Source organism: Ruegeria sp. YTSA072, assembly GCF_059610285.1.
In genome coordinates, this window is the sequence record NZ_JBXWNI010000002.1 from 160,397 (window position 1) to 185,947 (window position 25,551).

General features: G+C 57.7%; 22 protein-coding genes and 1 tRNA gene. 15 read left to right on the top strand and 8 right to left on the bottom strand.

All coding sequences use genetic code 11. The annotated features are described in order from the left end of the window. The first annotated feature begins 16 nt into the window (after positions 1-16). The 12 genes from AC2FIB_RS05025 (at position 17) to AC2FIB_RS05080 (ending at position 13,285) form a co-directional block, all read left to right on the top strand. The gene (locus AC2FIB_RS05025; protein WP_496734011.1) at positions 17-1,165 is read left to right on the top strand and encodes an SPFH domain-containing protein; all 1,149 of its coding nucleotides are present in this window, start codon (positions 17-19) and stop codon (positions 1,163-1,165) included. 3 nt (positions 1,166-1,168) lie between these two features. Beyond that, positions 1,169-1,711: a hypothetical protein gene (locus tag AC2FIB_RS05030; RefSeq protein ID WP_496734009.1), complete on the top strand. Its 543-nt coding sequence runs from the start codon at positions 1,169-1,171 to the stop codon at positions 1,709-1,711. After that, positions 1,708-2,796, top strand: a complete 1,089-nt coding sequence (locus tag AC2FIB_RS05035; RefSeq protein WP_496734007.1) for a TFIIB-type zinc finger domain-containing protein — start codon at positions 1,708-1,710, stop codon at positions 2,794-2,796. The genes AC2FIB_RS05030 and AC2FIB_RS05035 overlap by 4 nt, the downstream gene beginning before the upstream one ends. 80 nt (positions 2,797-2,876) lie before the next feature. Beyond that, positions 2,877-3,545 (top strand): nitroreductase, encoded by a 669-nt coding sequence (locus AC2FIB_RS05040; protein ID WP_496734006.1) that lies wholly within the window; start codon positions 2,877-2,879, stop codon positions 3,543-3,545. Positions 3,546-3,570: 25 nt separating this feature from the next. After that, entirely contained in the window at positions 3,571-4,008 is a 438-nt protein-coding gene (gene dtd / locus AC2FIB_RS05045) for a D-aminoacyl-tRNA deacylase (RefSeq protein WP_496734005.1), read from the top strand. Next, positions 4,008-5,111, top strand: a complete 1,104-nt coding sequence (locus AC2FIB_RS05050) for a glycerate kinase type-2 family protein (protein ID WP_496734003.1) — start codon at positions 4,008-4,010, stop codon at positions 5,109-5,111. Before dtd ends, AC2FIB_RS05050 begins: the two co-directional genes overlap by 1 nt. A 51-nt stretch (positions 5,112-5,162) precedes the next feature. Beyond that, entirely contained in the window at positions 5,163-7,157 is a 1,995-nt protein-coding gene (locus AC2FIB_RS05055) for a CocE/NonD family hydrolase (RefSeq protein ID WP_496734002.1), read from the top strand. A gap of 125 nt (positions 7,158-7,282) precedes the next feature. Next, positions 7,283-8,869 carry an ABC transporter substrate-binding protein gene (locus AC2FIB_RS05060; protein WP_496734001.1) on the top strand — a complete coding sequence of 529 codons (1,587 nt, stop codon included), beginning with the start codon at positions 7,283-7,285 and terminating at the stop codon, positions 8,867-8,869. Positions 8,870-8,884: 15 nt separating this feature from the next. Further along, complete coding sequence (locus AC2FIB_RS05065) at positions 8,885-9,841, top strand: ABC transporter permease (protein WP_058276793.1); 957 nt, start codon at positions 8,885-8,887, stop codon at positions 9,839-9,841. Then, positions 9,841-10,656 carry an ABC transporter permease gene (locus AC2FIB_RS05070; RefSeq protein ID WP_058275739.1) on the top strand — a complete coding sequence of 272 codons (816 nt, stop codon included), beginning with the start codon at positions 9,841-9,843 and terminating at the stop codon, positions 10,654-10,656. The genes AC2FIB_RS05065 and AC2FIB_RS05070 overlap by 1 nt, the downstream gene beginning before the upstream one ends. Next, entirely contained in the window at positions 10,653-12,290 is a 1,638-nt protein-coding gene (locus tag AC2FIB_RS05075) for an ABC transporter ATP-binding protein (RefSeq protein ID WP_058275603.1), read from the top strand. Before AC2FIB_RS05070 ends, AC2FIB_RS05075 begins: the two co-directional genes overlap by 4 nt. 158 nt (positions 12,291-12,448) lie before the next feature. Continuing rightward, on the top strand, positions 12,449-13,285 hold the full coding sequence (locus AC2FIB_RS05080) for an alkaline phosphatase family protein (RefSeq protein WP_496733999.1): 837 nt from the start codon (positions 12,449-12,451) through the stop codon (positions 13,283-13,285). Positions 13,286-13,289: 4 nt separating this feature from the next. On the opposite strand, the gene AC2FIB_RS05085 is transcribed toward AC2FIB_RS05080, so the two are convergent. From AC2FIB_RS05085 to AC2FIB_RS05120, 8 genes are all read right to left on the bottom strand, one after another. Next, positions 13,290-14,213, bottom strand: a complete 924-nt coding sequence (locus tag AC2FIB_RS05085) for an alpha/beta hydrolase (RefSeq protein ID WP_496733997.1) — start codon at positions 14,211-14,213, stop codon at positions 13,290-13,292. Positions 14,214-14,225: 12 nt separating this feature from the next. Next, on the bottom strand, positions 14,226-16,115 hold the full coding sequence (locus AC2FIB_RS05090; RefSeq protein WP_496841786.1) for an acyl-CoA synthetase: 1,890 nt from the start codon (positions 16,113-16,115) through the stop codon (positions 14,226-14,228). A gap of 154 nt (positions 16,116-16,269) precedes the next feature. Beyond that, positions 16,270-18,090 (bottom strand): ABC transporter transmembrane domain-containing protein, encoded by a 1,821-nt coding sequence (locus tag AC2FIB_RS05095; RefSeq protein WP_496841787.1) that lies wholly within the window; start codon positions 18,088-18,090, stop codon positions 16,270-16,272. A gap of 127 nt (positions 18,091-18,217) precedes the next feature. Then, positions 18,218-18,292, bottom strand: a tRNA-Gly gene (locus AC2FIB_RS05100). A gap of 136 nt (positions 18,293-18,428) precedes the next feature. Then, positions 18,429-19,565: an N-acetylglucosamine-6-phosphate deacetylase gene (gene nagA / locus AC2FIB_RS05105; protein WP_496733993.1), complete on the bottom strand. Its 1,137-nt coding sequence runs from the start codon at positions 19,563-19,565 to the stop codon at positions 18,429-18,431. Continuing rightward, entirely contained in the window at positions 19,562-20,590 is a 1,029-nt protein-coding gene (locus AC2FIB_RS05110; RefSeq protein WP_496733991.1) for an SIS domain-containing protein, read from the bottom strand. The genes nagA and AC2FIB_RS05110 overlap by 4 nt, the downstream gene beginning before the upstream one ends. 19 nt (positions 20,591-20,609) lie before the next feature. After that, the gene (locus tag AC2FIB_RS05115; protein WP_496724132.1) at positions 20,610-21,359 is read right to left on the bottom strand and encodes a GntR family transcriptional regulator; all 750 of its coding nucleotides are present in this window, start codon (positions 21,357-21,359) and stop codon (positions 20,610-20,612) included. Further along, positions 21,346-22,221 carry a glucosamine kinase nucleotide-binding domain-containing protein gene (locus tag AC2FIB_RS05120; protein ID WP_496733990.1) on the bottom strand — a complete coding sequence of 292 codons (876 nt, stop codon included), beginning with the start codon at positions 22,219-22,221 and terminating at the stop codon, positions 21,346-21,348. The genes AC2FIB_RS05115 and AC2FIB_RS05120 overlap by 14 nt, the downstream gene beginning before the upstream one ends. A gap of 169 nt (positions 22,222-22,390) precedes the next feature. Between AC2FIB_RS05120 and AC2FIB_RS05125 the strand changes: the two genes are divergently transcribed. From AC2FIB_RS05125 to AC2FIB_RS05135, 3 genes are all read left to right on the top strand, one after another. Then, positions 22,391-23,278 (top strand): N-acetylmuramic acid 6-phosphate etherase, encoded by an 888-nt coding sequence (locus AC2FIB_RS05125; RefSeq protein WP_496733988.1) that lies wholly within the window; start codon positions 22,391-22,393, stop codon positions 23,276-23,278. Positions 23,279-23,303: 25 nt separating this feature from the next. Further along, complete coding sequence (locus AC2FIB_RS05130) at positions 23,304-24,557, top strand: ABC transporter substrate-binding protein (protein WP_496733986.1); 1,254 nt, start codon at positions 23,304-23,306, stop codon at positions 24,555-24,557. A gap of 72 nt (positions 24,558-24,629) precedes the next feature. After that, on the top strand, positions 24,630-25,544 hold the full coding sequence (locus tag AC2FIB_RS05135; protein WP_058275594.1) for a carbohydrate ABC transporter permease: 915 nt from the start codon (positions 24,630-24,632) through the stop codon (positions 25,542-25,544). The last annotated feature ends 7 nt before the right edge of the window (positions 25,545-25,551 follow it).

The window sequence follows — 25,551 nt, forward strand, 5'->3', positions numbered from 1 at the left end:
AGGAAAGGAGACCCCAATGGGTATTTTCGATTTTCTGACCGGAGAATTTATCGACGTCATTCACTGGGTCGACGACACCCGTGACACCATGGTTTGGCGGTTCGAGCGTGAAGGGCATGCGATCAAGTACGGCGCCAAACTGACGGTGCGTGAAGGACAGGCAGCGGTATTCGTGCACGAGGGACAACTGGCAGACGTGTTCACACCCGGTCTTTATATGCTTGAGACCAACAACATGCCGATCCTGACGACGCTACAGCATTGGGATCACGGGTTTCAGTCGCCCTTCAAGTCCGAAATCTATTTCGTCAACACAACGCGTTTCAATGATCTGAAATGGGGCACAAAGAACCCGATCATGCTGCGCGATCCGGAATTCGGACCGACCCGTATCCGCGCCTTTGGCACATACACGGTCCGGGTCAAAGACCCCGCGAAGTTCCTGATAGAAATCGTCGGCACCGATGGTGAATTCACCATGGACGAGATCAGCTTTCAGATCCGCAACATCATTGTGCAGGAATTCAGCCGTGTGATCGCCGGGTCCGGCATTCCTGTTCTGGACATGGCCGCCAACACCGCCGATCTGGGCAAGCTGATCGCGGCCGAGGTCTCGCCCGTGCTGGAAGGTTATGGCCTGGAAATGCCAGAGTTCTACATCGAAAACATCTCACTACCGCCTGCGGTCGAGGCTGCGTTGGACAAGCGGACGTCGATGGGATTGGCGGGCGATCTGGGCAAGTTCACCCAGTATTCGGCCGCCGAAGCGATGACCGCAGCAGCGACCAACCCCGGTCAGGGCGGCGGAATGGGTGCCGGTCTTGGCATGGGAATGGGCATGGCAATGGCACAGCAGATGTCGAACATGGCATCGGGTCAACCAAGCGGCCCGTGGGGCGGTTCCACCCCCACTGCCCCGCAGTCGGCGACACACGCGGCACCGCCCCCTCCTCCGCCGGTCGAGCATGTCTGGCACATTGCGGTGGATGGGCAGACCAGCGGGCCGTTTTCCAAGGCCAAGATGGGCCGCATGGCGACCGACGGTGATATCACCCGCGACACCCATGTCTGGACCGCCGGTCAGGACGGCTGGAAAAAAGCGGGCGACGTGCAGGAGCTTGCTCAGCTGTTTACCATCCTGCCGCCGCCTCCGCCGGGGGTGTAATCGGTGACGGCAAACGCCGACATATCTGCCTATTCGCAAAGAGAGATCAGGCGCGCCGTCAATTTGAGTGCAATTCTCGGGTGGTTTTGCGTGATTGGCGCGCCGATGCTTTTTGATCTTTTCCAAAGCGGATGGGACGCCACTCTGTGGTCTCTATTTCAGTTATTGACCTTATTTGGTGTACCCTCGGCTTTTCTGATTGCATGGATTTTCGTCGCACCCGCCCTGCGCAAGATAATGCGCAAGCCGGTTACTTTTTTCCGGGCAGCTTATTGGGGGGGAGCGATCAGCACAGGTCTTGTCCTGCTGAGTATTGCAATCGGTCGGCTAAGAGGATGGCATCAATCGCACAACGATAATTTCGATTCTCAAATCGGGGGCGGCGATTTCGTGCGATCTGTTGATGGCATACTGACGCCTTATGGATGGCAGGTTCTGGCGCGTAACTCTCTCTTGTTTATTACCGTTTGCATCTTTGTGGCTGTCGTGACCCGCGCAATCATCGGCCCGGGAAAGCCTGTTCGGCCAGCCGAGGTCAAGCAATGACTGAAGAACACCGATTTCCCTGCGATCAATGCGGCGCGGATTACCGGTTCAATCCGGGCGACGGGACCCTGACCTGCGATCATTGCGGGCATTCGGAATCCATAGGTGCCGGACCGTGGGGCGGTGCCAGCCTGAAAGAACTGGATTTTAACGCGGCGCTGGCGAACAAGCTGCCAGACGCGGAAATCGAGGAAACACGGGTTCTGTCCTGCCCGAACTGCGCAGCTGAGGTCGAGTTTGACCCGAACACCCATGCGGCCGAATGCCCGTTCTGTGCCACTCCGGTAGTCACGGAGACAGGAGTTAACCGGCATATCAAGCCAAAAGGCGTGTTGCCCTTTGCTCTGGATGAACGGTCGGCTCATAAGGCGATGTCGAGCTGGCTTGGCAAGTTGTGGTTCGCGCCCAACGGGTTGAAAGATTACGCCCGCAAAGGTCGCAAGATGCAGGGGATTTACGTCCCCTACTGGACCTTCGACGCGGATACCAAGTCAGCTTATCGCGGCGAGCGGGGCACGGTGTATTACGAGACCCGGACCGTCATGCGTGACGGCAAGCGCGTGCAACAGCAGGTGGCAAAGGTGCGGTGGTCCCCAAAATCGGGTCGGGTTGCCCGGTTCTTTGACGATGTTCTTGTGCTCGCGTCCCAGTCACTGCCTAAACGCTATACTGACGCATTGGAACCCTGGGACCTGCCCGCGCTTGAACCTTACCAGCCCGAGTATCTGGCGGGATTCCGAGCTGAGGCCTATACAGTCGAATTGCAGGACGGGTATACCGAAGCGCGCGGGCATATGGCCCGGGTGATCGAACGGGATGTTCGGTTCGATATCGGCGGTGACCGGCAGCGCATTCACGCAATCGACACGGATGTGCAAAATGTAACCTTCAAACATATTTTACTGCCTGTCTGGCTGGCCGCATACAAATACCGGGGCCAGACCTATCGTTTCGTTGTGAATGGCAGAACGGGGCGTGTTCAGGGCGAACGCCCTTGGTCCGCTATCAAGATCACGATCGCTGTTGTGTTGGGTCTGCTGGTTGCAGCGGGTGTCGGATACCTCATGGCAACTGGTCAGCAGTAGCACCTTTCCCCATTTAACCGCTTGAATATCGCCGAACCTGCCGCCATCCTGCGCCTCGTCTGCACGAAGGGGAGAGCAGAGTGACGCTATCCGATTTGGATCGATTGCTGGCTGAGCGACATTCTTGCCGGGCGTTCCGACCTGAACCCGTTCCCAAGGACCAGATCGAACAGATTCTGACCTGTGCGTCACGTGCCCCCAGCTGGTGCAATGCGCAACCCTGGAACATCGTGATCACCAGTGGAGCCGAGACTGACGCTTTTCGAAAAGCACTTCAAAACGAAGTCGTGACCGCCACACCGGAACCCGACCTGCCGTTCCCGACGGCGTATACCGGTATCTATCAGGAACGACGTCGCGAATGTGGCTGGGCATTATACGAAGCCGTGGGCGTGCAGCGCGGGGACCGCGCCGGTTCGGCCAAGCAAATGATGGAAAACTTTGCCCTCTTCGGTGCGCCGCATTGTGCGATCATCTCAAGCCCTGCCGACCTTGGCCCTTACGGAGCAATGGACTGCGGAGGTTTTGTCATGGCTTTCACCCTCGCCGCGCAAGCCTTGGGAGTGGCCACAATCCCTCAGGCCGCCGTGGCCAGCTATGGCAAGTTTCTGCACCGGTATTTCGACATTCCCGATGATCGGTTGATCTTGTGTGCAATCTCATTCGGATACTCGGATGCAGACCACCCTGCGAACGGGTTTCGAACCGACCGGGCCGATCTGGACGAGATCGCTCGTTGGGTCGGATAACCACGCCACCAAACGGAGAACAGATTTGCGTGCACTTCTACAGAGAATATCCCGGGCAAAAGTCTCGGTTGACGGACAAACGGTTGGACAGTCCGGTCCGGGGCTGATGATCCTGGTCTGTGCGATGAAGGGTGACGACGAACAAAAGGTCGAACAACTGGCGGCCAAGGTCTCAAAACTGCGTATTTTCAAAGATGACACCGGCAAGATGAACCGCTCTGTCGTGGATGTGGGTGGCTCGGCGTTGGTGATCAGCCAGTTCACTCTGGCCGCCGATACCTCGCGCGGGAACCGGCCGGGGTTTTCCGAGGCCGCCCCCCCGGATGTGGGGCAGCGCCTCTATGAAGAGTTTGCGCGGCGGTTGCAGGCCCATGGCGTGCCCGTCGAAACCGGGCAGTTCGGGGCCGACATGGCGGTAGAACTGGTCAATGATGGACCGGTCACAATTTGGATGGAAAGCTGATGGACCAAAGGCAACAGGCAATTCGCATTTGGCAGGCTGGCGTTGATGCGGTTGACGGAAAACGAGCCACCAAAGCTGCTCTGGATAAGGTCCAAACGCCCGACCGGATTCTGGCCGTCGGCAAGGCAGCCGCAGCGATGGCCAGCGCGGCATTGGACCACTTCGGCCCGCGTCCGACGCTGGTTGTCACCAAGGACGATCACGGGCGCGACCTGCCGGAACATGTGCAGTTGATCGAAGCCTCTCATCCGGTTCCGGACACACGCAGTCTGGACGGTGGCCGCGCCCTGCGCGAAGCGATCGAGGTGATGGCACCTGGTTTCCATGTGCTGCTGCTGGTTTCGGGCGGGGCATCATCTTTGGCAGAGGACTTACTGCCGGGTAACTCTTTGGCAGATCTGGCGCAATTGAACACAAGGCTGCTGGCCGAAGGTTTGGATATCACCGCAATGAATGCCGAGCGTCGAAAGCAGTCGCGGATCAAGGGCGGGGGGCTGTTGTCCCATTTCGACGGGGCGAAAGCGACCGTTCTGGCAATCTCGGATGTGCCCGGGAACGACCTGAACGTCATCGGATCGGGAATTGGCGCATTGCCTGACACTTACAAATTTGACGCCTCGACCAAGATCGTTGCTTCGAACGCCCATGCACGCTCGGCAGCCGCAGAAATGGCGCGCCGAGACGGATTGCAATTGCTGGCTGACGAAGAATGCCTGCATGACGACTTCTTAAGCGTCGCATCCCTTATCGGGCAACGCCTGAGGGATATGCCCCCCGGCGTCATGGTTTTCGGCGGCGAACCAACGGTGGTTTTGCCGGACAAGCCGGGCCGTGGCGGGCGTAATCAGGCTCTGGCGCTGGCACTCGCCCGGGAAATAGCTGGAACACCAAACTTGACTGTTGTTGTCGGTGGTACCGATGGCACCGATGGCCCAACCAATGCGGCCGGAGCTGTAGTCGACGGCAAAACTTGGGGCAAAGGGGCCGATACCGCCTTGCAGCAGGCAGACAGTGGTAGTTTTCTGGACAAGTCCGGGGCTTTGCTGGTGACAGGCCCAACCGGAACGAACGTGATGGACCTTGTTGTCGCAATCAAACAGTGATTTGACGATTTTAGTACGTTGCAAAAAGACAAAGACCGAAAGACTTCCGAAATGACTCGCTCGCCCAATTCGCTATGCGATATCGAAGATCTACCGGATGTCGGCATAGTGATGCCGGATGGATGTCGTCTTTCAGCGCGTGTCTGGCGCCCGGTGGATGCGGACAGCAACCCCGTTCCGGCCATTTTGGAGTTCCTGCCCTATCGCAAGCGCGACGGCACGGCGACGCGGGATGCCCTGACCCATCCATGGTTTGCCAAACGCGGCTATGCTTGCATTCGTGTGGACATGCGCGGCAATGGAGACAGCGAAGGGTTGATGGAAGACGAGTACACACAGCAAGAGCTGGATGATGCCGTTTCCACAATTCAATGGCTGGCGGATCAGCCGTGGTGTTCGGGCACCGTTGGGATGATGGGAATCAGCTGGGGCGGGTTCAACGCGCTTCAGGTTGCCGCCCTTCAACCCGCACCGCTGAAAGCAATTATCACTCTGTGTTCAACCGCAGATCGTTACGCAGACGACATCCACTTTAAGGGCGGATGCTTGCTGAATGAAAACCTGGGTTGGGGCGCGACCATGTGGTCGTACTCATCCCGCGCACCGGACCCTACGCTGCGCCCCAACTGGCGGGAGTTATGGCTTGAGCGTTTGGAAAACCAACCGTTCCTACCCTCGGTCTGGCTGCGCCACCAGACGCGCGACGCCTATTGGCAGCATGGCTCTGTCTGCGAAGACTTCAGCGCGATCCGCGCGGCGACTTTGGCCATAGGCGGCTGGGGTGACGCGTACAAGAACACCGTGCCGCTGCTGGTCGAACAGCTTAGCGCTCCGGTCAAGGGAATCGTGGGGCCATGGGTGCACAAATACCCGCATTTCGCAGTGCCCGAACCGAGGATCGGTTTTCTGCAAGAGGCGCTGCGTTGGTGGGATCGCTGGCTGAAGGGTCTGGATAGCGGCGTTGAAACCGACCCAGACTATCGAGCGTATCTGATGGACGGCGTCCGCCCAAGGCGGTGGTACAACAATAGACCCGGGCGCTGGATCAGCGAGCAAGCCGGCGCGACCTCGCATTTGTCCAACCTGACACTGAACCTGTCGAACGATGGGCTCGGGCAAGATGAGCCGCTGGACACGCGGATCCAGTCACCCCAAACCTGCGGCATGGATGGCGGCGAGTATTGCGCAATTTGGCTGGGACCCGACATGCCCGGCGATCAGCGCACCGATGATGCTTTGTCCGCCTGTTTCGATGGCCCGCCTTTGTCGGAAGATCTTGATATTGTCGGCGCTCCGCGCATTTGCCTGAATGTTAGTGCCGACCGTCCGCAGGCACAGATTGCCGTGCGGTTAAATCATGTCCATCCGGATGGGGCCTCAACCCGGATCACCTATGGCGTTCTAAACCTGTCGCACCGAGACAGCCACGCGCAACCAACTCCGTTGACACCTGGAAAACCCTACGAAATCTCATTGGACCTGGATCATATCGCCTATCGCGTTCCCAAAGGGCATCGCGTGCGGGTGGCTGTGTCTAGCGCGTATTGGCCGCTGATCTGGCCAGCGCCCGAACCCGTCGAACTGCACCTGAAAGGTGGTACGATCACGATCCCGAACCGGCCGACCTCGGGTGATGATGAGCATGTGTTTCAGCCGCCCGATTCTGAAACCCCGATTGATGTGACGACCCTGCGGGAAAGCAGCAACTCTCGCCGGGTGGAGACTGACTTGAATTCAGGTGAAACCCGATTGATCATAGAAGACGATTTTGGTTACGTAACGGACAATCACCACGGGCTGACCTATGGTGGGACAGCATCTGAACGCTGGACCATCAACCCTGACGACCCGCTCTCCGCTCGCGGGCAGTGCCATTGGACACAAGAGATCAGTCGCGACGGGATTGATCTGCGCACTGAAACCTCCTGTGAAATGTGGTCGGATCGCGAGAACTTTTTCCTCAAGGCGCAGATAAGTGCTTTTGAAAACGAAACTTTGGTATTCTTTAAACAAACGGAGGACGCCGTTCCACGAAACCAGATGTGATATTTTGGTGGCCAAAGGTCAGACATTTGTCCTTGCTCGGTAGACCGAAATGCGCCTAACTTGACTCATGCGTCAATAAAAATGCCCGGGAAGGGCTGAAATCCAATCAACTGGGAGATCACTAAATGAACGAACAACTCACTCACATGGCCGGTCAGGTCACTGCGGGCAAACTGACCCGTCGCGAATTCATGGGGAAAGCGGCGGCTCTGGGTGTGTCGGCGGCGATGGCCAGCACCTTGTTCGCTGACGCTGCGCGCGCGGCAGGACCGAAGAAGGGTGGCGACCTGAAATTTGGCCTGCAGGGCGGCGAATCCACCAATTCGCTGGATCCGGCGACCTATGCCAGCTCGGTGCCGTTCCAGAACGGCAAACAATTCGGCGACCAGCTTGTGGAAGTTGCGCCCGACGGGTCGATCGAGCCGCGCCTGGCTGAAGCCGTCGAAGGCAGCGCGGACGCCAAAGTTTGGACATTCAAACTGCGTCAGGGTGTCGAGTTTCACAACGGCAAGACCATGACCAGCGAAGACGTGCTGAAAACCATGGAGCGCCACTCGAACGAAGACTCCAAGTCCGGTGCCCTGGGCATCATGAAGGGCATCGAGTCAATGAAGGCCGATGGCGACAATTTCCAGGTCACACTGACCGAGCCAAATGCCGACTTGCCCTATCTAATGGCCGACTATCACCTGATCATTCAGCCTGATGGCGGAATGGAAAACCCAGGTGCGGGCATTGGCACCGGACCATACCAGTTGGAAGTCGACGAGCCGGGCGTACGCCACGTGTTCAAGAAATTTGCCAACCACTGGAACCCCGATTTCGGCAATTTCGACAGCGTCGAAGTAATTGTCATCAACGATGCGACTGCCCGTACGGCTGCTCTGCAATCCGGTCAGGTTCACGCGATCAACCGCGTCGAACCAAAGGTTGCCGATCTGCTGGGCCGCGCCCCAAACTTGACGGTGCACTCGACCGCCGGCCGTGGACATTATGTGTTCATCATGCATTGCGACACCGCGCCGTTCGACAACAACGAACTGCGGCTGGCGCTGAAACACGCAATCAACCGCCAAGACTTGGTCGACAAGGTTCTGCGCGGCTACGGCACAATTGGCAACGACATGCCGATCAATGCGGCATACCCGCTGTTTGACGGCTCTATCCCGCAACGCGACTTCAGCCTTGAAAAGGCGGCAGAGCACTATGCGAAGTCGGGCCATGACGGTTCGCCGATCATCCTGCGTGTCGCAGATGGCGCCTTCCCGGGTGCCGTTGACGCAGCGGCCCTGTTCCAGCAAAGCGCGGCTCAGGCCGGTATCCCGCTGGAAATCAAGCGCGAGCCCAACGATGGCTACTGGTCGGAGGTCTGGAACGTTCAGCCGTTCTGCGCATCCTATTGGGGTGGCCGTCCGGTGCAGGATCAGATGTACGCCACCGCGTATCTGTCGACCGCCGACTGGAACGACACCCGCTTCAAGGTGCCGGAGTTCGACGAAATGCTGTTTGCAGCACGGGCCGAACTGGACAACGACAAACGCAAGGACATCTACAGCAAAATGGGCATGATGGTCCGCGACCAGGGCGGTCTGATCTGCCCGATGTTCAACGATTTTGTCGAAGGCGTCACCAATCAGCTCGAAGGTTGGGAAAGCGACCCAACCCAAGAGATGATGAATGGCAACATGTCACGCAAGATGTGGTTCGCCTGATAGGGCCCACGGATAATGCATCCTATCATCAAACTGGTTTCCCAGCGCCTTGCGCTGGGACTCCTGCTTCTCTTCGGTGCATCGGCTCTGATTTTCGGCCTCACCGAAGCCCTGCCTGGGGACGCTGCGCAAGCGGTCCTTGGCCAATCCGCAACCCCCGAGGCGCTGGCAAACCTGCGCGAGGAAATGGGCCTCAACCGTCCCGCTCTAACCCGATATTTCGAATGGTTGGGCGGCATCCTGCAGGGCGATCTGGGTCAGTCTTTGACCAACAAACTTGACATCGCAGAAAGCATCGGAAAGCGCTTGGGGAACACCCTGTTCCTGGCATGTGCTGCAGCCGTCGTTTCCGTGCCGCTAGCTATCTTTCTAGGCCTTCTGGCCGTTCGGTACCGCAACCGCTGGCCTGACAAACTGATTTCTGCCATCACCCTGACAACGGTTTCGATCCCGGAATTCCTGATCGGTTACGTGGTGATCTACTTCGTCTCAGTGAAACTGGGCTGGTTCTCCTCACTCGCAATGATCAACGACACAATGTCCTTCGGGCAAAAGCTCAATGCCATCGCCTTGCCTGCCTTTGTTCTGACACTGGTGGTTCTGGCGCAGATGATGCGAATGACCCGCGCTGCGATCCTGAACCTGATGCAATCGGCCTACATCGAAACGGCTGAACTGAAAGGCCTCTCGAATTTTCAGGTCATTGCGCGCCACGCGTTTCCCAACGCGATTTCCCCTATTGTCAACGTTGTGATGTTGAACCTGGCCTATCTGGTTGTGGGCGTCGTCGTTGTCGAAGTGGTGTTCGTATATCCAGGCATGGGGCAATATCTGGTGGATTCGGTGACCAAGCGTGACGTGCCAGTCGTTCTGGCCTGCGGCGTCGTCTTTGCCGCGGTCTATATCGGGCTCAACATGGTTGCCGATATTGTGTCTATCCTTGCCAACCCAAGACTGAGGCATCCGAAATGATGAAGAACATTCCTATTTCGGCCGCCGTCGGTCTGTTTTTCACCGGACTGTACTTTTTCATAGCCATCGCAGCCCCGCTGATCGCCCCTTACGGAATGGCCGAAGTGGTCGGTGATGTGTGGGAACCGTCAAGCGCCGAGCATCTGCTGGGCACGGACAATATCGGGCGCGATCTGCTGACACGCATGATCTATGGTGGTCGCACGACCATCTTTATCGCTGCGATGGCTACGATCCTCAGCTTTATCACTGGCACCTCTCTGGGCCTATTGGCTGCGGTTTTGGGTGGTTGGGCTGACCAGGCGCTTAGCCGGATGGTTGACCTGATCATGTCGATCCCAACGCTGATCCTGGCACTGGTTATCCTGGCGATTGTTCCGGTGACCGTTCCGATCCTGATCCTTGTGATGGGGCTGTTGGACGCCACACGTCCTTACCGACTTTCTCGATCGGTCGCCGTGGACATCAACGTGATGGACTATGTCGAAGCCGCAAAGCTGCGCGGTGAAGGTCGGCGCTGGATCATTTTCCGGGAAATCCTGCCAAACGCTCTGTCGCCTCTGGTGGCTGAATTCGGGCTGCGGTTCATCTTTATGGTTCTGTTCATCTCGACCCTGTCGTTCCTGGGTCTGGGCGTCCAGCCACCGCTGGCGGACTGGGGCGGCATCGTGAAGGAAAACAAGGACGGGATCGTCTATGGCATCGGCGCGGCCCTATACCCCGCTGTCGCCATCGCGACGCTCGCCATCTCGGTCAACCTTGTAGCTGACTGGGTTCTGAACCGTACCACATCGCTGAAAGGAGGCCGGGGATGAGTGATACCCTTCTCAAGGTCCGCAACCTCAAGATTGGCGCGACCGTCTATCCGCCCGGCGAAAAGCCCCATGACATCGAAATCGTGCACGGGGTCAGCTTTGACCTCGAACGCGGCAAGGTGTTGGGGCTGATCGGTGAATCCGGTGCCGGTAAATCGACCATCGGTCTGGCGTCTATGGCTTATGGCCGCGGTGGCGTCGAACTGACCGGTGGCGAAGTCTGGGTCAACGGGCGCGACATTCTGAAATCTCCGCATAGCGACATCCGCAATCTGCGTGGTGGCGAGGTTGCCTATGTCTCGCAATCCGCCGCCGCATCGTTCAACCCGGCCAAGAAGATTATGGATCAGGTGGTCGAAGCTGCGGTCGAACATAAGAAGTTTTCGCGTAAAGAGGCCGAAGGCCGCGCGCGGGAACTTTTCGCCAAGCTAGGGCTGCCCGATCCGGACAATATCGGCGATCGTTACCCGCACCAGGTCTCGGGCGGTCAGCTACAGCGTTGCATGACGGCGCTGGCGCTGTGCCCCGAGCCTGATCTGGTGGTGTTTGATGAACCGACCACAGCACTGGATGTGACCACTCAGATCGACGTTCTGATGGCGATCAAAGAGGCCATTCGCGATACTGGCGTTGCTGCGCTCTATATCACGCATGACCTCGCCGTTGTCGCTCAGGTCAGTGATGACATCATGGTTCTGCGGATGGGCAATACGGTCGAGTATGGCAATACCGACCAGATCATCAACAACCCGCAGGAAGAGTATACCAAGGCGCTGGTTTCGGTCCGCTCGATCGAGCACGAAGAGAAAAAACCCACACCGGAATCGGTATTGAGCGTCGAAGGTATTACCGCGCGCTACAAGGGTTTGAATTTTGACGTGCTACACAACGTCAATGTCGAGCTTCATCCGGGGCAGACACTGGCCGTCGTCGGTGAATCCGGTTCGGGCAAGTCGACCCTGGCGCGGGTGATCACAGGCTTGCTGCCGCCACGCGATGGTGAAATCACCTTTGCCGGCCGCAAGCTTAGTGGCGATCTGAAGGGCCGCAGCCGTGAAGACCTGCGCGAGCTGCAGATGATCTACCAGATGGCTGACGTGGCAATGAACCCACGCCAGACGGTTGGTACGATCATTGGACGCCCGCTGGAGTTCTACTTCAACATGCGCGGTGCCGAAAAACGCAAGCGGATCGTCGAACTGTTGGATGAGATCGAACTGGGCGAAAAGTACATGGACCGCTATCCGGCGGAACTGTCAGGTGGTCAGAAACAGCGTGTCTGTATCGCGCGGTCGCTGGCAGCCAAGCCCAAGATGATCATCTGTGACGAGGTCACCTCGGCACTTGATCCACTGGTTGCGGACGGCATCCTGAAACTGCTGCTGGACCTTCAGAAGATCGAGGATGTGGCATACCTGTTCATCACCCACGATCTGGCGACGGTGCGCGCGATCAGCGATAGTATCGCGGTGATGTATCAGGGCCGCGTGGTTCGCTATGGGTCGAAAAGCGAGGTGCTGAGCCCGCCGTTTGACGACTATACCGATCTGCTGCTCAGTTCCGTCCCCGAAATGCATCTGGGTTGGCTGGAAGAGGTTGTCGCCCACCGCAAAATGGAAAGCGCCGGAAACTGACCCCTGCCCTTTCCGTGACAGATAAGTGAAAAATTGAAATCCCGGCGCCTTGTTCGATGACAGGTGTCGGGATTTTGCTATGGGAGGCGTGAACGGGCAGACCCCTGATCGCGAATCCCCTAGGGTCGCCAGAAATATTTAGTCAAAAGGCCAAAGACATGGATCGCAAACTACTCCTCATCATCCTGGACGGTGTTCCGTGGCGCAATTTTCGACGGTTGTTCGGTAACCTTGAAGGTTGGGTCGACAGCGGTGAGGCGCGGGTCTGGAAGCTACGCGCTGTTCTGCCGTCCACATCCGCCAGCTGCTATGCCTCGATCCATACTGGTGTGACACCGCAGGAACACGGCTGTACCGGCAACGGCAATGTCTTCCGCCTGAGCCACAAGGACGTTTTCAGCCAGGTACGAGAGGCTGGTGGCGTAACCGGCGCTGTCACCCACAGCTATTGGTCGCAGTTCTTCAACCGCCACCCGTTCGATTACGTCCGCGACATCGAATATGATGAGCCTGAGAGCAAAACGATCAACCACGGCCGCTTTCACTCCATGACAGGCTATGGCAAAGCCAATCAGATGACCCCGTCCGACGTTGATCTCTATGCCACTCTGACCAATCTGTGCCTGCGTCATGGGCTGGACTACGGCCTGCTGCATGCCTGCACATTGGACAGTATGGGGCACCGTTTTTACCACGATTGCGAAGAGATGGACCACGCTTGCTTCGTAGCTGACGAGATGTTGGCACCTTTCATCCCGCGTTGGCGGCAACTGGGGTACGACGTGATTGTTACCGCTGATCACGGACAGGATGAGCGGGGACACCACGGCGGGCGCAGCCCGCTGCAACAGGAAACCGCGTTGTATTACTTTGGCGACGCCGAAGGCCCCGAGGTCGACACGGTGATCGACCAGCTACAGCTGGCGCCCACGATCCTGAACCGCATGGGTGCGCCCATTGCCGAAACGATGAAGGCACAGTCTTTCCTGAAGTAACGGATTAATCGTAGGGCCAGATCTGCTGGCCCAGCGCCTCAATCGCAACTGAGATCCGTTCAAAGCTGTCAGCCGCGCGCTTCACACTTGTCCGCGCGCGCAGATATCCGTGAACGAGGCCCGGCTCGTTGATCCAATGCGCCTGCCCTCCGGCGGCGGAAATCTTGTCGCAATAAGCGGCGCCATCATCCCGCAGCGGATCACAATCTGCAGTCACCACCACGGTCGGCGGAAGACCCGAGAAATCTGTGTCGTTAAGCGGCGCGAAGGTCGGATCATCTTGCGGGACAGTGCCACCGCAACGTACCTTTTCGTAGAAAACGATCTCATCCAGCGTCAAAAGCGGCGCATAGGCGTGTTCGATATACGACCCGTTCGCGCTGTCGCCGCCCAAACCTGGGTAGATCAGCACCTGCCCCAGCACATTCTCCAACCGCCCTCGCCCATATTGGGCGACCGCTGCCGCCAGATTGCCACCGGCACTGTCACCCGCAAGGACAATAGGATCGCCAAATTCCTGCACGGCCCAGTTCGTAGCGGTCCAGCCGTCCTGAAACTGCGCAGGATGTACGTGTTCGGGGCACAGGCGATAGTCGACGGCCACGACCCGATACCCGGTTTGCGCGCAAATCTCGGCGCAGACGTCGTCGTGGCTGTCCAATCCGCCAACAACAAAACCGCCACCATGAAAATAGATGACGGTTCGTGTCGGGTGACCTGCATTGTAAACGCGGACAGGCACACCATCGGCCTGCCTGTTCTGTGTTTCGACCCCTTGTGGGCGGGGTTGGCGAAAGTCGCGACACATCGTGTCGTAGACCCGGCGCTGATCCTCGATCGTAAGGTCGACCGCATCATCCGGATAGCTTTCAGCCGTTCGTTTTATGAACGCCCAAGTCTCTTCATCAATCAGACGTTCATAATCCATGTTTCCTCCCGGTCAGGCAGCCCACTCCCACGGCCGGGTGAACGATCCCAGCACTTTGCTGACATCGTCCTCTGCGGAACCCTTCGCGTCAAGCTGCGCAACGAGTCCACGTTTCTTATCGTCGATGACCGAAATGACCCGTGCCTCAAGACCAGCCTCTTCCAACGCGCCGTTATAGATACGCGTGATCGCCTGTTTGCGGAGCTCAGGCTTAAAGACCTTACCGACGGCAGTTTTGGGCAGCTCGTCCAGAATGGTCATGTGCTTGGGTTGTGCCGCGCGTTCATGGACATGCACATTGCAATACTCCATCAGCTCTTTCTCGGTGACCGAGGCCCCATCAACCAGTTCGACAAACGCGCAAGGCACCTCGCCCGAATAGGCGTCAGGCTGCCCGATGGCACCGGCAAACGCGACAGCATCGTGCCCCAGCAGAGCTTCTTCGATCTCGGCCGGGTCAATGTTGTGACCGCCGCGAATGATCAGGTCCTTGGCACGACCTGTGATCCAAAGGTAGCCATCTCCGTCAAAGCGTCCCAGATCACCTGTGCGCAAGTACTTGTCGAAGTGGTACAGATCTACGTTCTTGTCCGCCTCGGTATAGGTGTTACCGGCGAAAACGCCCGGATTCGAAATGCAGATCTCACCAATTTCATCTGCGGCGCATTCCTTTGGTCCGTCCGGACCATCCTGCAGGATTTTCACATCCGTATAAGGGAACGGAATACCGATCGAGCCGATCTTCTTTTCCCCGTCCACCGGGTTGCAGGACACCAGACAGGTGGCTTCGGTCAGACCATAGCCTTCCACGATGGTCACGCCGGTTGCCTCTTCAAAGCGTCGGAACAATTCGACCGGCAGAGGCGCTGAGCCCGAAAATGCCGTTTTCACGCTTGAGATGTCCGCATCCACTGGGCGCTGCATTTTCGCGGCAATTGCAGTTGGGACGGTGATGATGAACGTCACTTTCCAGCGTTCGATCAGTTTCCAGAAATTGTCGAACACGCCGTCGCCGCGATATCCAGCAGGCGTCGGGAAAACCACATGCGCGCCGGATGAGACGGCAGCCATCATGATCACATGCACGGCAAAAACGTGGAACATGGGCAGCGGGCACATGATCACGTCTTCTTCGGAAAACAGCAGCGTGTTCCCAAGCCAACCGTTGTAGATCAGGCCCGAGTATTTGTGCTGTGCGACCTTCGGCATACCGGTCGTGCCGCCAGTGTGGAAATAGCAGGCAACGCGATCTTCCTTGCTGTCTTCAAAGGTCAGTGTCGTAGGTTGCTTGGACAGTTCCTTGTTGAAGTTCTTATAGTCCGCATGCGCCAATTTTTCCTTGTCGCCCATTTTGGGACGCAGGAACGGCACCAGCCAGGATTTCGGCGGCGTCAGATAACGGTTGAGGTCAATCTCAAGAATGGTCTTGACGTTGGGCGCATGGCGCACCGCCTCTTCGACTTTCTGCGCCACATCCGTCTTGGGGAAGGATTTCAGGGTCACAACCACTTTGGCACCGGTTTCGCGCAGGATTGCTGCGATCTGCTCAGGCTCTAGCAGCGGGTTGATCGGGTTCACGATCCCTGCGACCGCACCGCCCATCATGGTGACCAGCGTTTCGTTACAGTTGGGCAGCACATAGGCCACCACGTCTTTCTCACCGACGCCCAAAGACCGGAACAGGTTTGCCGCCTGATTGACTTTGCCCAACAGTTGCGACCACGTCAGCGTCTCGGCCTTGTCTGTCGGGCCAGACATGAGCTGAAAGCTTACAGCACTACTGTTCGGAAATTTGCCTGCCGTGCGTGACAGCAACTGGTGGAAAGTGACCGGAACATCCCGATCCTCCCACGGCATTTCCTGCTCCATTCTCGCCTTGTCTTCCAAACCCACAAAGGCCATGTGACTCCTCCCTGTTTTTCTCCCGCGTCTTGCGCGGTTTTTTCCAAAACAAGATGGAAGCAAAACCCCGCAGGTGCAAGCGACGGGTTAGAGGGGCCACGCCCAAATTTGTAGAATTACGCAGCGGCGTAAAACTAACTTCCCCAACGTCAGGCTATTCTGCCGCAACTCCGTCGGTGAATTGCAGGCGCGCCAGACGGGCATACAAGCCATCCTGAACGACCAGATCCTCGTGCGTGCCTTGGGCCACGATCTGACCGGCTTCCATCACAACGATCCGATCCGCCTTTTTGACCGTCGCCAGACGGTGGGCCACGATCAGTGTGGTGCGCCCGGCGCGCATCTGGTCAACCGCGCCCTGAACCGCGCGTTCGCTTTCGGCATCCAATGCCGAAGTCGCCTCGTCCAGCAGCAGAACCGGAGCATCACGCAAGATGGCGCGGGCAATCGCGATCCGCTGTTTCTGACCGCCCGACAGCATAACGCCGCGCTCCCCGACAAAGCTGTCATAGCCTTCGGGCAGATTCGAGATGAACTCATGTGCCGCAGCTGCACGCGCGGCGGCCTCGACCTCGGCATCCGAGGCGTTCAGACGCCCGAACCGGATATTCTCGCGGGCCGAGGCTGCAAAGATGATCGGGTCCTGGGGCACCAATGCCATGTGCTGCCGGAAATCGGATCGGTCGAGGTCACGCAGGTCAACGCCATCCAGGCTGACGTGACCTGCGTCCGGATCGTAGAACCGCTGGATCATTTGAATCACTGTGGTTTTGCCTGCACCCGATGGACCAACGAAAGCCACGGTTTCACCCGGTTGGATCGACAGGGTCAGATGGTCCAGTGCCACAACATCCGGACGGGCCGGATAGTGGAAGATCACATCCTCAAAACGGATCTCGCCCCGAACAGGTGTAGGCAGCGACGCTGCCTTGTCCGGATCAATCACGGTATCCTGCGCATTCAGCAATTCTACCAGACGCTCGGTCGCGCCGGCTGCACGTTGCAGCTCGCTCCAAATCTCAGAGAGGGCGGCGACAGAGCCGGCCATGATGATTGAGTAGATCACGAACTGGATCAGAACACCTTCAGTCATCACGCCGTTGCGAACGTCGTTTGCCCCCATCCACAGCACGCCGACGATGCCCGAAAATACAAGGAAAATAACGATTACCGTCATTACAGCGCGCGTTTGAATACGCCGAAGAGAAACCGCATAAGAGGTTTCAGTCATATCGCCGAACTGCTTCCGGCTGGCTTTTTCATGCGTAAAGGCCTGAACGGTTTGCACCGCGCTCAGTGCCTCTCCCGCGTTACCCGAAGAGGCCGCGATCCAGTCCTGATTTTCGCGGCTGAGGACCCGCAAACGACGCCCCAGAACAAGTATCGGCACCACCACAACCGGGATCAGCAAAAGCACCAAACCCGTTAGCTTGGCCGAGGTCAGCAGCATCAGAACCAAACCACCCGCGAACAAAAGCATATTGCGCAAGGCAATGGATACGGACGATCCCAGCACAGACTGAATCAGGGTCGTGTCCGTGGTGATACGGCTGAGAACCTCTCCGGTCATGACCCGTTCATAGAACTCGGGGCTCATCCCGATAACGCGGTTAAACACGGCCTTGCGGATATCGGCCACGACGCGCTCACCCAACCGGGTCACCAGCGCATAACGTATGCCTGTTCCCACCGCCAAAATCGCGGCAATGCCCAGCGCAGCCAGAAAGTACCAATCTAGCAGCTCGCCATCTTCAATTCGGAAATTATCGACGACGCGACGCACCGCAAGCGGCAAGGTCAGCGTCATGCTGGCTGTCAACACCAGTGCCAGAACCGCACCCGTCATCAGGGCCCGATACGGCTTCATAAATGGCCAAAGAGACGACAGAACGCCTATCTTCCGCGATCCGGCACGCTCTTCCGTGGCACCGGGTGCAGGTTTGCCCTTAGGCGTGGCTGAGGCAGAGTTCGCCATAATTGGCCCTTACGTCTTTTTCGCACTTAAGTGTTCGCTTCTTGGCGGCCACGGCAAGCCGGGTCAAGAACCACAATATCTGACCCCACATAAAAGGGCCATTTGACGCAGAATTTAAGGGCTGATTTGGAGCGGGCGGCGGGAATCGAACCCGCTTCATCAGCTTGGAAGGCTGAGGTAATAGCCAGTATACGACGCCCGCTCAGCGCTGGTCGGTTTAAGCGATGCGTCAGATGTCGTCAAGCGCCGTTCGAAGTCAGATTTCAAATTCGTCGACAAAAATTGACAGGCGGTATACCGCATCCCGCAGACAGTCGTTCTGGCAGTTAAAGACAAACTCAAGATTGCGCGGGCAGCCATTCGCAACGGCTGAAATCGGCAGATATCCGGATCACCGAACCGTATTCTAAGACCGTTGGCGTGGCCAACCCGATTAGCTGAGCCGGATAGGAAGTGGCCGCGGCCAATGCGTCCTGCAACGGCACGCCGACTTGGTTGACCAGCACACCAACGGCGGTCGTCAGGTCCAGGTCCGCGCCGGCCAGCGTTCCGTCCGCCAGTGTCAACCTGCCGTCGGTTCGCGTGATTTTGCGGCCTTCAAGGGTGAATTCCGTTTGATCAGTACCCGCCACAGCCATCGCATCGCTCACCAGAAAGATTTGACCCGGCGCAGTTTTCGCAACCCAGGCTGCGCGCATCGCGGCGGGGTGCACATGGACACCGTCGGCAATTAGCCCTGCAGACAGCGTTCCGCTGGCCAGCGCCGCGCCGACGAGGCCGGGTTCACGATTGCACAGCTGGCTCATCGCATTGAACAGATGGGTTACGCAACGCGCACCGGCGGCGGTATAGCTCTGGCAGGTCGCAAAATTTGCATTGCTGTGCCCGAGCGAGACAAGGATGCCAGCGTCGCTCATGGCGCGGACCTGCTGCTCGGAAACACCCTCCGGCGCGACAGTTACCTTGAGGCAAGGAAGTGCACTAGCCGCTTCTATCAGCGTGTCCAGATCCGATCGTTCCATCGGCCGTATCAAATTACCGTCGTGCGCCCCTTTCCGCGCGACCGACAAATGCGGTCCTTCCAAATGCAATCCGGTAACGCCCGGCACCTGTGCACGTACCGCGTCGATCGTCGCATCTATTGCTGCACGGGTTTTGGCGGGTTCGTCGGTGATCAGAGTGGGCAGCAGCGAAATCACACCCAATCGGCGATGGGCACCGGCAATTCTGCGGATCGTTTCGACCGACGGATTATCGTTGAACATAACGCCATCGCCGCCATTGACCTGCAGATCCACAAAACCGGGGCTGAGTATGTCGCCGTTCAGATCGACAACGTCCTTTTCCTGGGCGACCTCGGCGTCGGGCAAAACTTCCCCCGAACGCCCCTCACGAAAAACAAGCGCGTGGTCGTGTAACAATCGGCTGCCGTCAAAGATTGGCCCGTTTCGAAAGATCACCTTGCGTTCTGTCATACCGTTTCGGTCACTTTCTTAAGGTGTCGCGGTGCGTCCGGGTCGATCCCCCGTGCACTGGCGACGGCCTCTACCATGCTGTAAAAAGACGTAATCGCCGTTATTGGGTCGGTGATCCAATGATCCGTTCGAACTACCGGCAGAGCCTGCGCGCGTGTTACTTTGGTGGTCGTCGCAAAAACCGCAGCACCTTTTTCGGCCAAGGCATCAGCCGCATCGGCAGTCGCCTGTTCGGCTGCATCATTGGCCGCGAACGAAATCACCGGAAACCCTTCTTCGACAATCGACACCGGGCCATGCAGTACTTCGGCCGCTGAATAGCTTTCGGCATGGATTTGGCAGGTCTCCTTGATTTTCAACGCAGCTTCGTCAGAGATCGCATAAGAAGGCCCCCGACCAAGCGTAAACAAAGACCGCCCGGTGATTGTTTCGGCTGCAGCCGACCAATCGCATTGGGCCGCTCGCGCTAGGTATTCGGGCAAGGATTGGATCGCCCCGATCAATTCAGCATCCTCTTTGACCTCGGCCAGAAGCCATAGACCGGACACCAACGAAGTCACAAATGTCTTGGTTGCTGCGACGCTCAGCTCTGGTCCCGCGTGCAGTGGTAGAACCGCATCCGCCACTTCGGCCAGGCGCGATTCCGAGTTGTTGGTCACCGCAATTGTCAGTGCGCCAGAGTTTCGCAAAGACCCTGTGAGGCCAACGATATCCGGGCTTTGGCCGGATTGTGAGATGGACAGGCAGACAGATCCTTTTGCGCTAAGGTCCACCCCGTAAATTGAACTGACGGACGGCCCTACTGAGGCAACCGGCAACCCCAAAAGCAGTTCGCTGGCGTATTTCAAATAGCTGCAGGCATGATCGGATGATCCCCGCGCGACCGAGATCAAAAACCGCGGATCCGTATCCCTTACTCTTTGCGCAGCTGCTCGGATATTGTCTGCCCCCGTGCTGAGCAATCTGTCGACGGCATCAGGGATTTCCAGGATTTCCTGACGCATTTTCGAGTTCTTTTCGGACATTTGATCCCGGTCCTTCCGGCTATAGGCGCAATTCAGCGACAAAGTCATAAGCGTCGCCGCGATAGAGCGACCGCGTCATCTCTGCGACCCGCCCGTTTTTCAAAAATGAGATACGCTCGATGTTCAGCCCCGCCGCACCTTCGGGCACCTCCAGCAGGTCTGCCTCTCGCGCAGCAAGATTGAGAGCTGATATCTTTTGCACCGCGCGCACCGGGCGGCGCCCCAGACCTTCAAGAACTTCGTACAGAGACGTGGTGACTTCGATTGGGTTCGGCAGGATATCCAACGGCAGCGCAGCACGTTCCAGCGCCAACGGACGCCCGTCCGCCTCGCGCAAGCGGTAAATACGAGATATCTGCTCACCCTCTGACAGATTCAGCGCAGTGACCTCTTCCGGGGTTGGCGCAAATACTCCGCGCTCCAACCACTTTGAGGTCGTCTCCATTCCTCGGCTCGACATATCTTCGGTGAACGAGGTCAGGTGTTTCAGCGATTGTTCAACCCTTTGAACACGTTCCCGAATGAAGGACCCAGACCCTTGGCGCTGCTCGATCACACCTTCCTGCACCAGCTCCTGAATCGCCTTGCGCACGGTCACGCGGGATAGTTCTGTGATTTCAACCAGTTCCCGCTCCGATGGCAGCGATGAGTTCGGCGCAAGGACGCCCGTATCGATCCCCTCTTGCAACCTGCGCCGCAATTGCACGTAGCGGGGGCCATTTTCAGGGGTCAGCCAAAGATCAGAGCGCAGGAATTCAGCAATACTCATGCGAGACCTCCTTCGCCAAAGCCAACGCCCCGGTCAACGGCTCGCCCGATGGAGGGCGTATCTCTGACTGCATGGCAGCAGGCAGATAGTCCGCATAATGCGGAGAGATGCCGCCGGTCAGGCAGATCGCGACTTCTGGCTGCCATCCGAGACGTGCCGCCAAATCGGCAATGTAAGTAGCACCGGCCTGCATAATTTTTTTGGCGACCTCGTCTCCGGACACTGCTGCAGTGGTAACCATCGGGGCCAACGCGCCGAACTCTGTCGGCGTCGCCCGTCCGGCAAACTCGACTATTCCGGCGGCACCGCGAAGTTCGTTCAGCAACTGCTGTGTCAGATCGCTAGAGGCCTGAACGCCATCCACGGAATTCAATGCTTCTGCCAATGCAAAACGACCAACCCATTGCGCGGACGCTTCATCCCCCAATATCGGCCCCCAGCCCCCTGCAAACCGCATCACCCGATCCTTCTGCGAAGCAACAAACGACCCCGTACCACAATGCGCGATCAGTCCATCCTGAGACCCAAGCGCACCGCGAAGCGCGGCGGGTCGGTCATCTGAAACGCGCGCCCGCGTTAGGCCCAGCGCGCTCTGCACGCGACTGGCAATATGGTCATCTGTGACGCCAGCCAATCCGACAAAGGCGGGCAACTGGGTCAGGTCCTGAACATCTACAGCAAGCGTTTGCGCAATCTGCGTAATCCCCGATTTCATCTGCTGGACGGACGCATCGAAATCTGTCGAGACATTGGCAGCCCCGGTCTCAACAGAATGGACAATACCAGCGACTTCACATGCAACCCTGCATCGGGTTCCGCCACCATCTATGGCCAGTACAGCGTTGCTCAGAGACTCAGTCATGACAATACCATTATAATACCTATTTGAATTTAGGAAGGCCAAAATAGACCGATTTCTGCAGCTTTTCTCTGTTTTAATACAGAATACGTTGATTTCAGCCGAAAAAATAAAATTATAGACAAGTGGTATTGAATAGGTATTGTATTGGGAACCGCAAAGGGGGATTCTTTTGACGCTGCCGCCGACCGAACAACTGCATCCAGACGCCATCAAGCTGGACCCACAAGACCCTGTCGCCTCTGCTCGGGCGCTGGTTGAGGGGCAGATTGAAGCCGCGACCTCGGCACGGGGCGCATTGGACGCGATCGCGCGGGGCGGCAACGCCATGGCGCAGACCATCCGCGCGGGCGGCGTTTTACACTATGTGGCGGCTGGCTCATCCGGGCTGATGGCTGCTGCCGACGCGCAAGAGCTGGGCGGCACCTTTTCAATCCCCGCGAACCAGCTCCGTATACATATGGCAGGCGGCCTGCCGACCGGTGTCGAAATGCCCGGAGGCGCAGAAGACGAAGCCGACGGGTTAGCAGACGCGCTTTCGACATTGCAACCGACGGATACAATCATCGCAGTGTCCGCAAGCGGATCGACGCCATACACCCTGACCGCCAGCAATATCGCACAGTCATTTGGCGCAACCGTTATCGGAATTGCCAATAACGCAGACAGCCCTTTGCTGGAAAGCGCAGATATCCCAATTCTTTTGGCGACGCCGCCGGAATTGATCTCGGGTTCGACGCGTATGGGTGCCGGAACAGCTCAAAAAATCGCTCTGAACATGCTGTCGTCACTTATGGCACTGCAACTTGGCCATGTTCACGGCGGCATGATGGTCAACCTGCGCGCCGACAACGACAAGTTGCGCGCGCGGGCGACGGGGATCGTCGCGCGGATCGCCAATGTTGATACGGAAAAAGCAAAACTCGCGCTGGACGCCGCGAACGGAGACGTGAAGCCGGCGGTGCTAATCGCTGCACGTGGCATATCACCCAAGGATGCCTCTGCTGTTCTTAACGCAAGCAACGGGGTTCTGAAATCCGCACTGGAACAAGATAAATAACTGCTAACCAACTGGGAGAACACGAATGAAACGCAACAGCCTGAAACTGGCCTTACTGGGCACGACCCTGATGGCTTCAAGCGCCTATGCCGAGGACGTCACGCTGATCATCGAAAGCTGGCGCAATGACGACCTGACCTTGTGGCAGGAGCAGATCATCCCGGCCTTCGAAGCCAAACACCCTGGGATCAAACTGCAGTTCACCCCGTCAGCTCCGGCGGAATACAACGCTGTGCTGAACTCGAAACTGGATGCAGGTTCGGCCGGTGATCTTATCACGTGCCGTCCGTTTGATGCGTCGCTGGCACTTTATGAGGCCGGGCACCTGACCGATCTGTCCTCGGTCGACGCTATGAGCAACTTCTCGGACGTGGCAAAATCGGCATGGCAGACGGATGACGGCTCGGCCAGTTTCTGCGTTCCGATGGCGTCGGTGATCCACGGCTTCATCTACAACAAAGATGCGTTTGCCGAGCTTGGCATTGAAGTGCCGACCACCGAAGACCAGTTCTTTGCTGCCCTCGACAAGATCAAGGAAGACGGCACTTACATCCCAATGGCGATGGGCACCAACGATCAGTGGGAAGCCGCCACAATGGGCTACAACAACATCGGCCCGAACTATTGGAAAGGTGAAGAAGGTCGCCAGGCTCTGATCGCAGGCGAACAGAAACTGACGGACGAAGCCTGGACCGCCCCCTACGCAACGTTGGCACGTTGGGGACAGTATCTTGGTGACGGGTACGAGGCGCAGACCTATCCCGACAGCCAGAACATCTTCACTCTGGGCCGGGCCGCTATCTACCCTGCCGGATCGTGGGAAATCGCTGGCTTCAACACACAAGCCGACTTTGAAATGGGCGCATTCAAGCCGCCAGTCCAAAACGCAGGCGACACCTGCTATATCTCTGACCACACGGATATCGGCATCGGCATGAACGCTGCTTCCGAGCACCCCGAGGCCGCTGAGACCTTCCTCGCATGGGTCGCAAGCCCCGAGTTTGCCGAAATCTTTGGCAACGCCGTCCCGGGTTTCTTCCCGCTGTCCAACATTCCGGTCGAGCTGGCAGATCCGTTGGCCAAGGAGTTCGTCGGATGGCGCGACGAGTGTGAATCGACCATCCGTTCAACATATCAGATCCTGTCGCGCGGCACGCCGAACCTTGAGAACGAGACTTGGGGCGCATCCGTTGCCGCCATCAAGGGCGCCAACAGCCCCGAAGAACTGGGCGCAGACCTGCAAAAAGGTCTGTCCTCCTGGTACACTCCGCACCAGTAAGCCCTGATCTGACATATACCCGGGCGCTAGTGATCGCCCGGGTATCCCCGACACTCCTTTGAAAGCAATCCCATGAACCGCCCCCGCTTCCGCTGGCATATCCTTGTGTTTCTTGCACCGGCCGTTCTTGTTTACACGGCGGTGATGATCTTCCCGCTGTTCAACACGCTGCGTCTGGCGCTCTATACTGAGATTGACCAAAGCCGCGTTTTCGTTGGATTGCAGAACTTTCAAACTCTGTTCTTTGATCCGATCTGGTCGGAACAGTTTTGGAATGCTTTAGGCAACAACTTCTGGTTCTTCCTGATCCACATGCTGGTTCAAAACCCAATTGGGATTGCTCTGGCTGCCCTGCTCAGCCACCCGCGCCTGCGGTTTGCCGCGCTGTACCGGTCGGCAATCTTCATTCCCACGATCCTGAGCTTTGTGATCGTCGGGTTCGCGTGGAAACTGATCCTCTCGCCGATCTGGGGCATTGCGCCGTCAATGCTGGATGCTGTCGGGCTCAAGTCGCTGTTTGCGCCCTGGCTGGGGAAAGAAGAGTACGCGCTGACCACGCTGGCCTTGATCTCGGTCTGGCAGTTTGTCGGCATCCCGATGATGTTGATCTACGCCGCGCTTTTGACCATTCCCGAAGAAATTCTTGAGGCCGGAGAGATCGACGGAATCACCGGAACCGCGGCCTTCTGGAAGATCAAACTGCCGCTGATCCTACCCTCGATCGGGATCATCTCGATCCTGACCTTCGTGGGGAATTTCAACGCATTCGATCTGATCTACGCGTCACAAGGCGCGCTGGCAGGACCGGACTTCTCGACCGATATTCTTGGTACCTTCATGTACCGCACATTCTTTGGCTTCCAACTTCAATTGGGTGACCCGCATATGGGTTCGGCTATCGCCGGGGCGATGTTCGCCATCATCCTTGTGGGTGTCTGTATCTACCTGTTCGGCATCCAGACCCGGATGCGCCGGTATCAATTGTGAGGGCCAC

Coding starts and splice junctions, on each gene's coding strand:
- AC2FIB_RS05025 (WP_496734011.1), top strand. CDS start 17: ATGGGTATTTTCGATTTTCTGACCGGAGAATTTATCGACGTCATTCAC.
- AC2FIB_RS05035 (WP_496734007.1), top strand. CDS start 1,708: ATGACTGAAGAACACCGATTTCCCTGCGATCAATGCGGCGCGGATTAC.
- AC2FIB_RS05050 (WP_496734003.1), top strand. CDS start 4,008: ATGGACCAAAGGCAACAGGCAATTCGCATTTGGCAGGCTGGCGTTGAT.
- AC2FIB_RS05055 (WP_496734002.1), top strand. CDS start 5,163: ATGACTCGCTCGCCCAATTCGCTATGCGATATCGAAGATCTACCGGAT.
- AC2FIB_RS05060 (WP_496734001.1), top strand. CDS start 7,283: ATGAACGAACAACTCACTCACATGGCCGGTCAGGTCACTGCGGGCAAA.
- AC2FIB_RS05065 (WP_058276793.1), top strand. CDS start 8,885: ATGCATCCTATCATCAAACTGGTTTCCCAGCGCCTTGCGCTGGGACTC.
- AC2FIB_RS05070 (WP_058275739.1), top strand. CDS start 9,841: ATGAAGAACATTCCTATTTCGGCCGCCGTCGGTCTGTTTTTCACCGGA.
- AC2FIB_RS05075 (WP_058275603.1), top strand. CDS start 10,653: ATGAGTGATACCCTTCTCAAGGTCCGCAACCTCAAGATTGGCGCGACC.
- AC2FIB_RS05080 (WP_496733999.1), top strand. CDS start 12,449: ATGGATCGCAAACTACTCCTCATCATCCTGGACGGTGTTCCGTGGCGC.
- AC2FIB_RS05085 (WP_496733997.1), bottom strand. CDS start 14,213: ATGGATTATGAACGTCTGATTGATGAAGAGACTTGGGCGTTCATAAAA.
- AC2FIB_RS05090 (WP_496841786.1), bottom strand. CDS start 16,115: ATGGCCTTTGTGGGTTTGGAAGACAAGGCGAGAATGGAGCAGGAAATG.
- AC2FIB_RS05095 (WP_496841787.1), bottom strand. CDS start 18,090: ATGGCGAACTCTGCCTCAGCCACGCCTAAGGGCAAACCTGCACCCGGT.
- nagA (WP_496733993.1), bottom strand. CDS start 19,565: ATGACAGAACGCAAGGTGATCTTTCGAAACGGGCCAATCTTTGACGGC.
- AC2FIB_RS05110 (WP_496733991.1), bottom strand. CDS start 20,590: ATGTCCGAAAAGAACTCGAAAATGCGTCAGGAAATCCTGGAAATCCCT.
- AC2FIB_RS05115 (WP_496724132.1), bottom strand. CDS start 21,359: ATGAGTATTGCTGAATTCCTGCGCTCTGATCTTTGGCTGACCCCTGAA.
- AC2FIB_RS05120 (WP_496733990.1), bottom strand. CDS start 22,221: ATGACTGAGTCTCTGAGCAACGCTGTACTGGCCATAGATGGTGGCGGA.
- AC2FIB_RS05130 (WP_496733986.1), top strand. CDS start 23,304: ATGAAACGCAACAGCCTGAAACTGGCCTTACTGGGCACGACCCTGATG.
- AC2FIB_RS05135 (WP_058275594.1), top strand. CDS start 24,630: ATGAACCGCCCCCGCTTCCGCTGGCATATCCTTGTGTTTCTTGCACCG.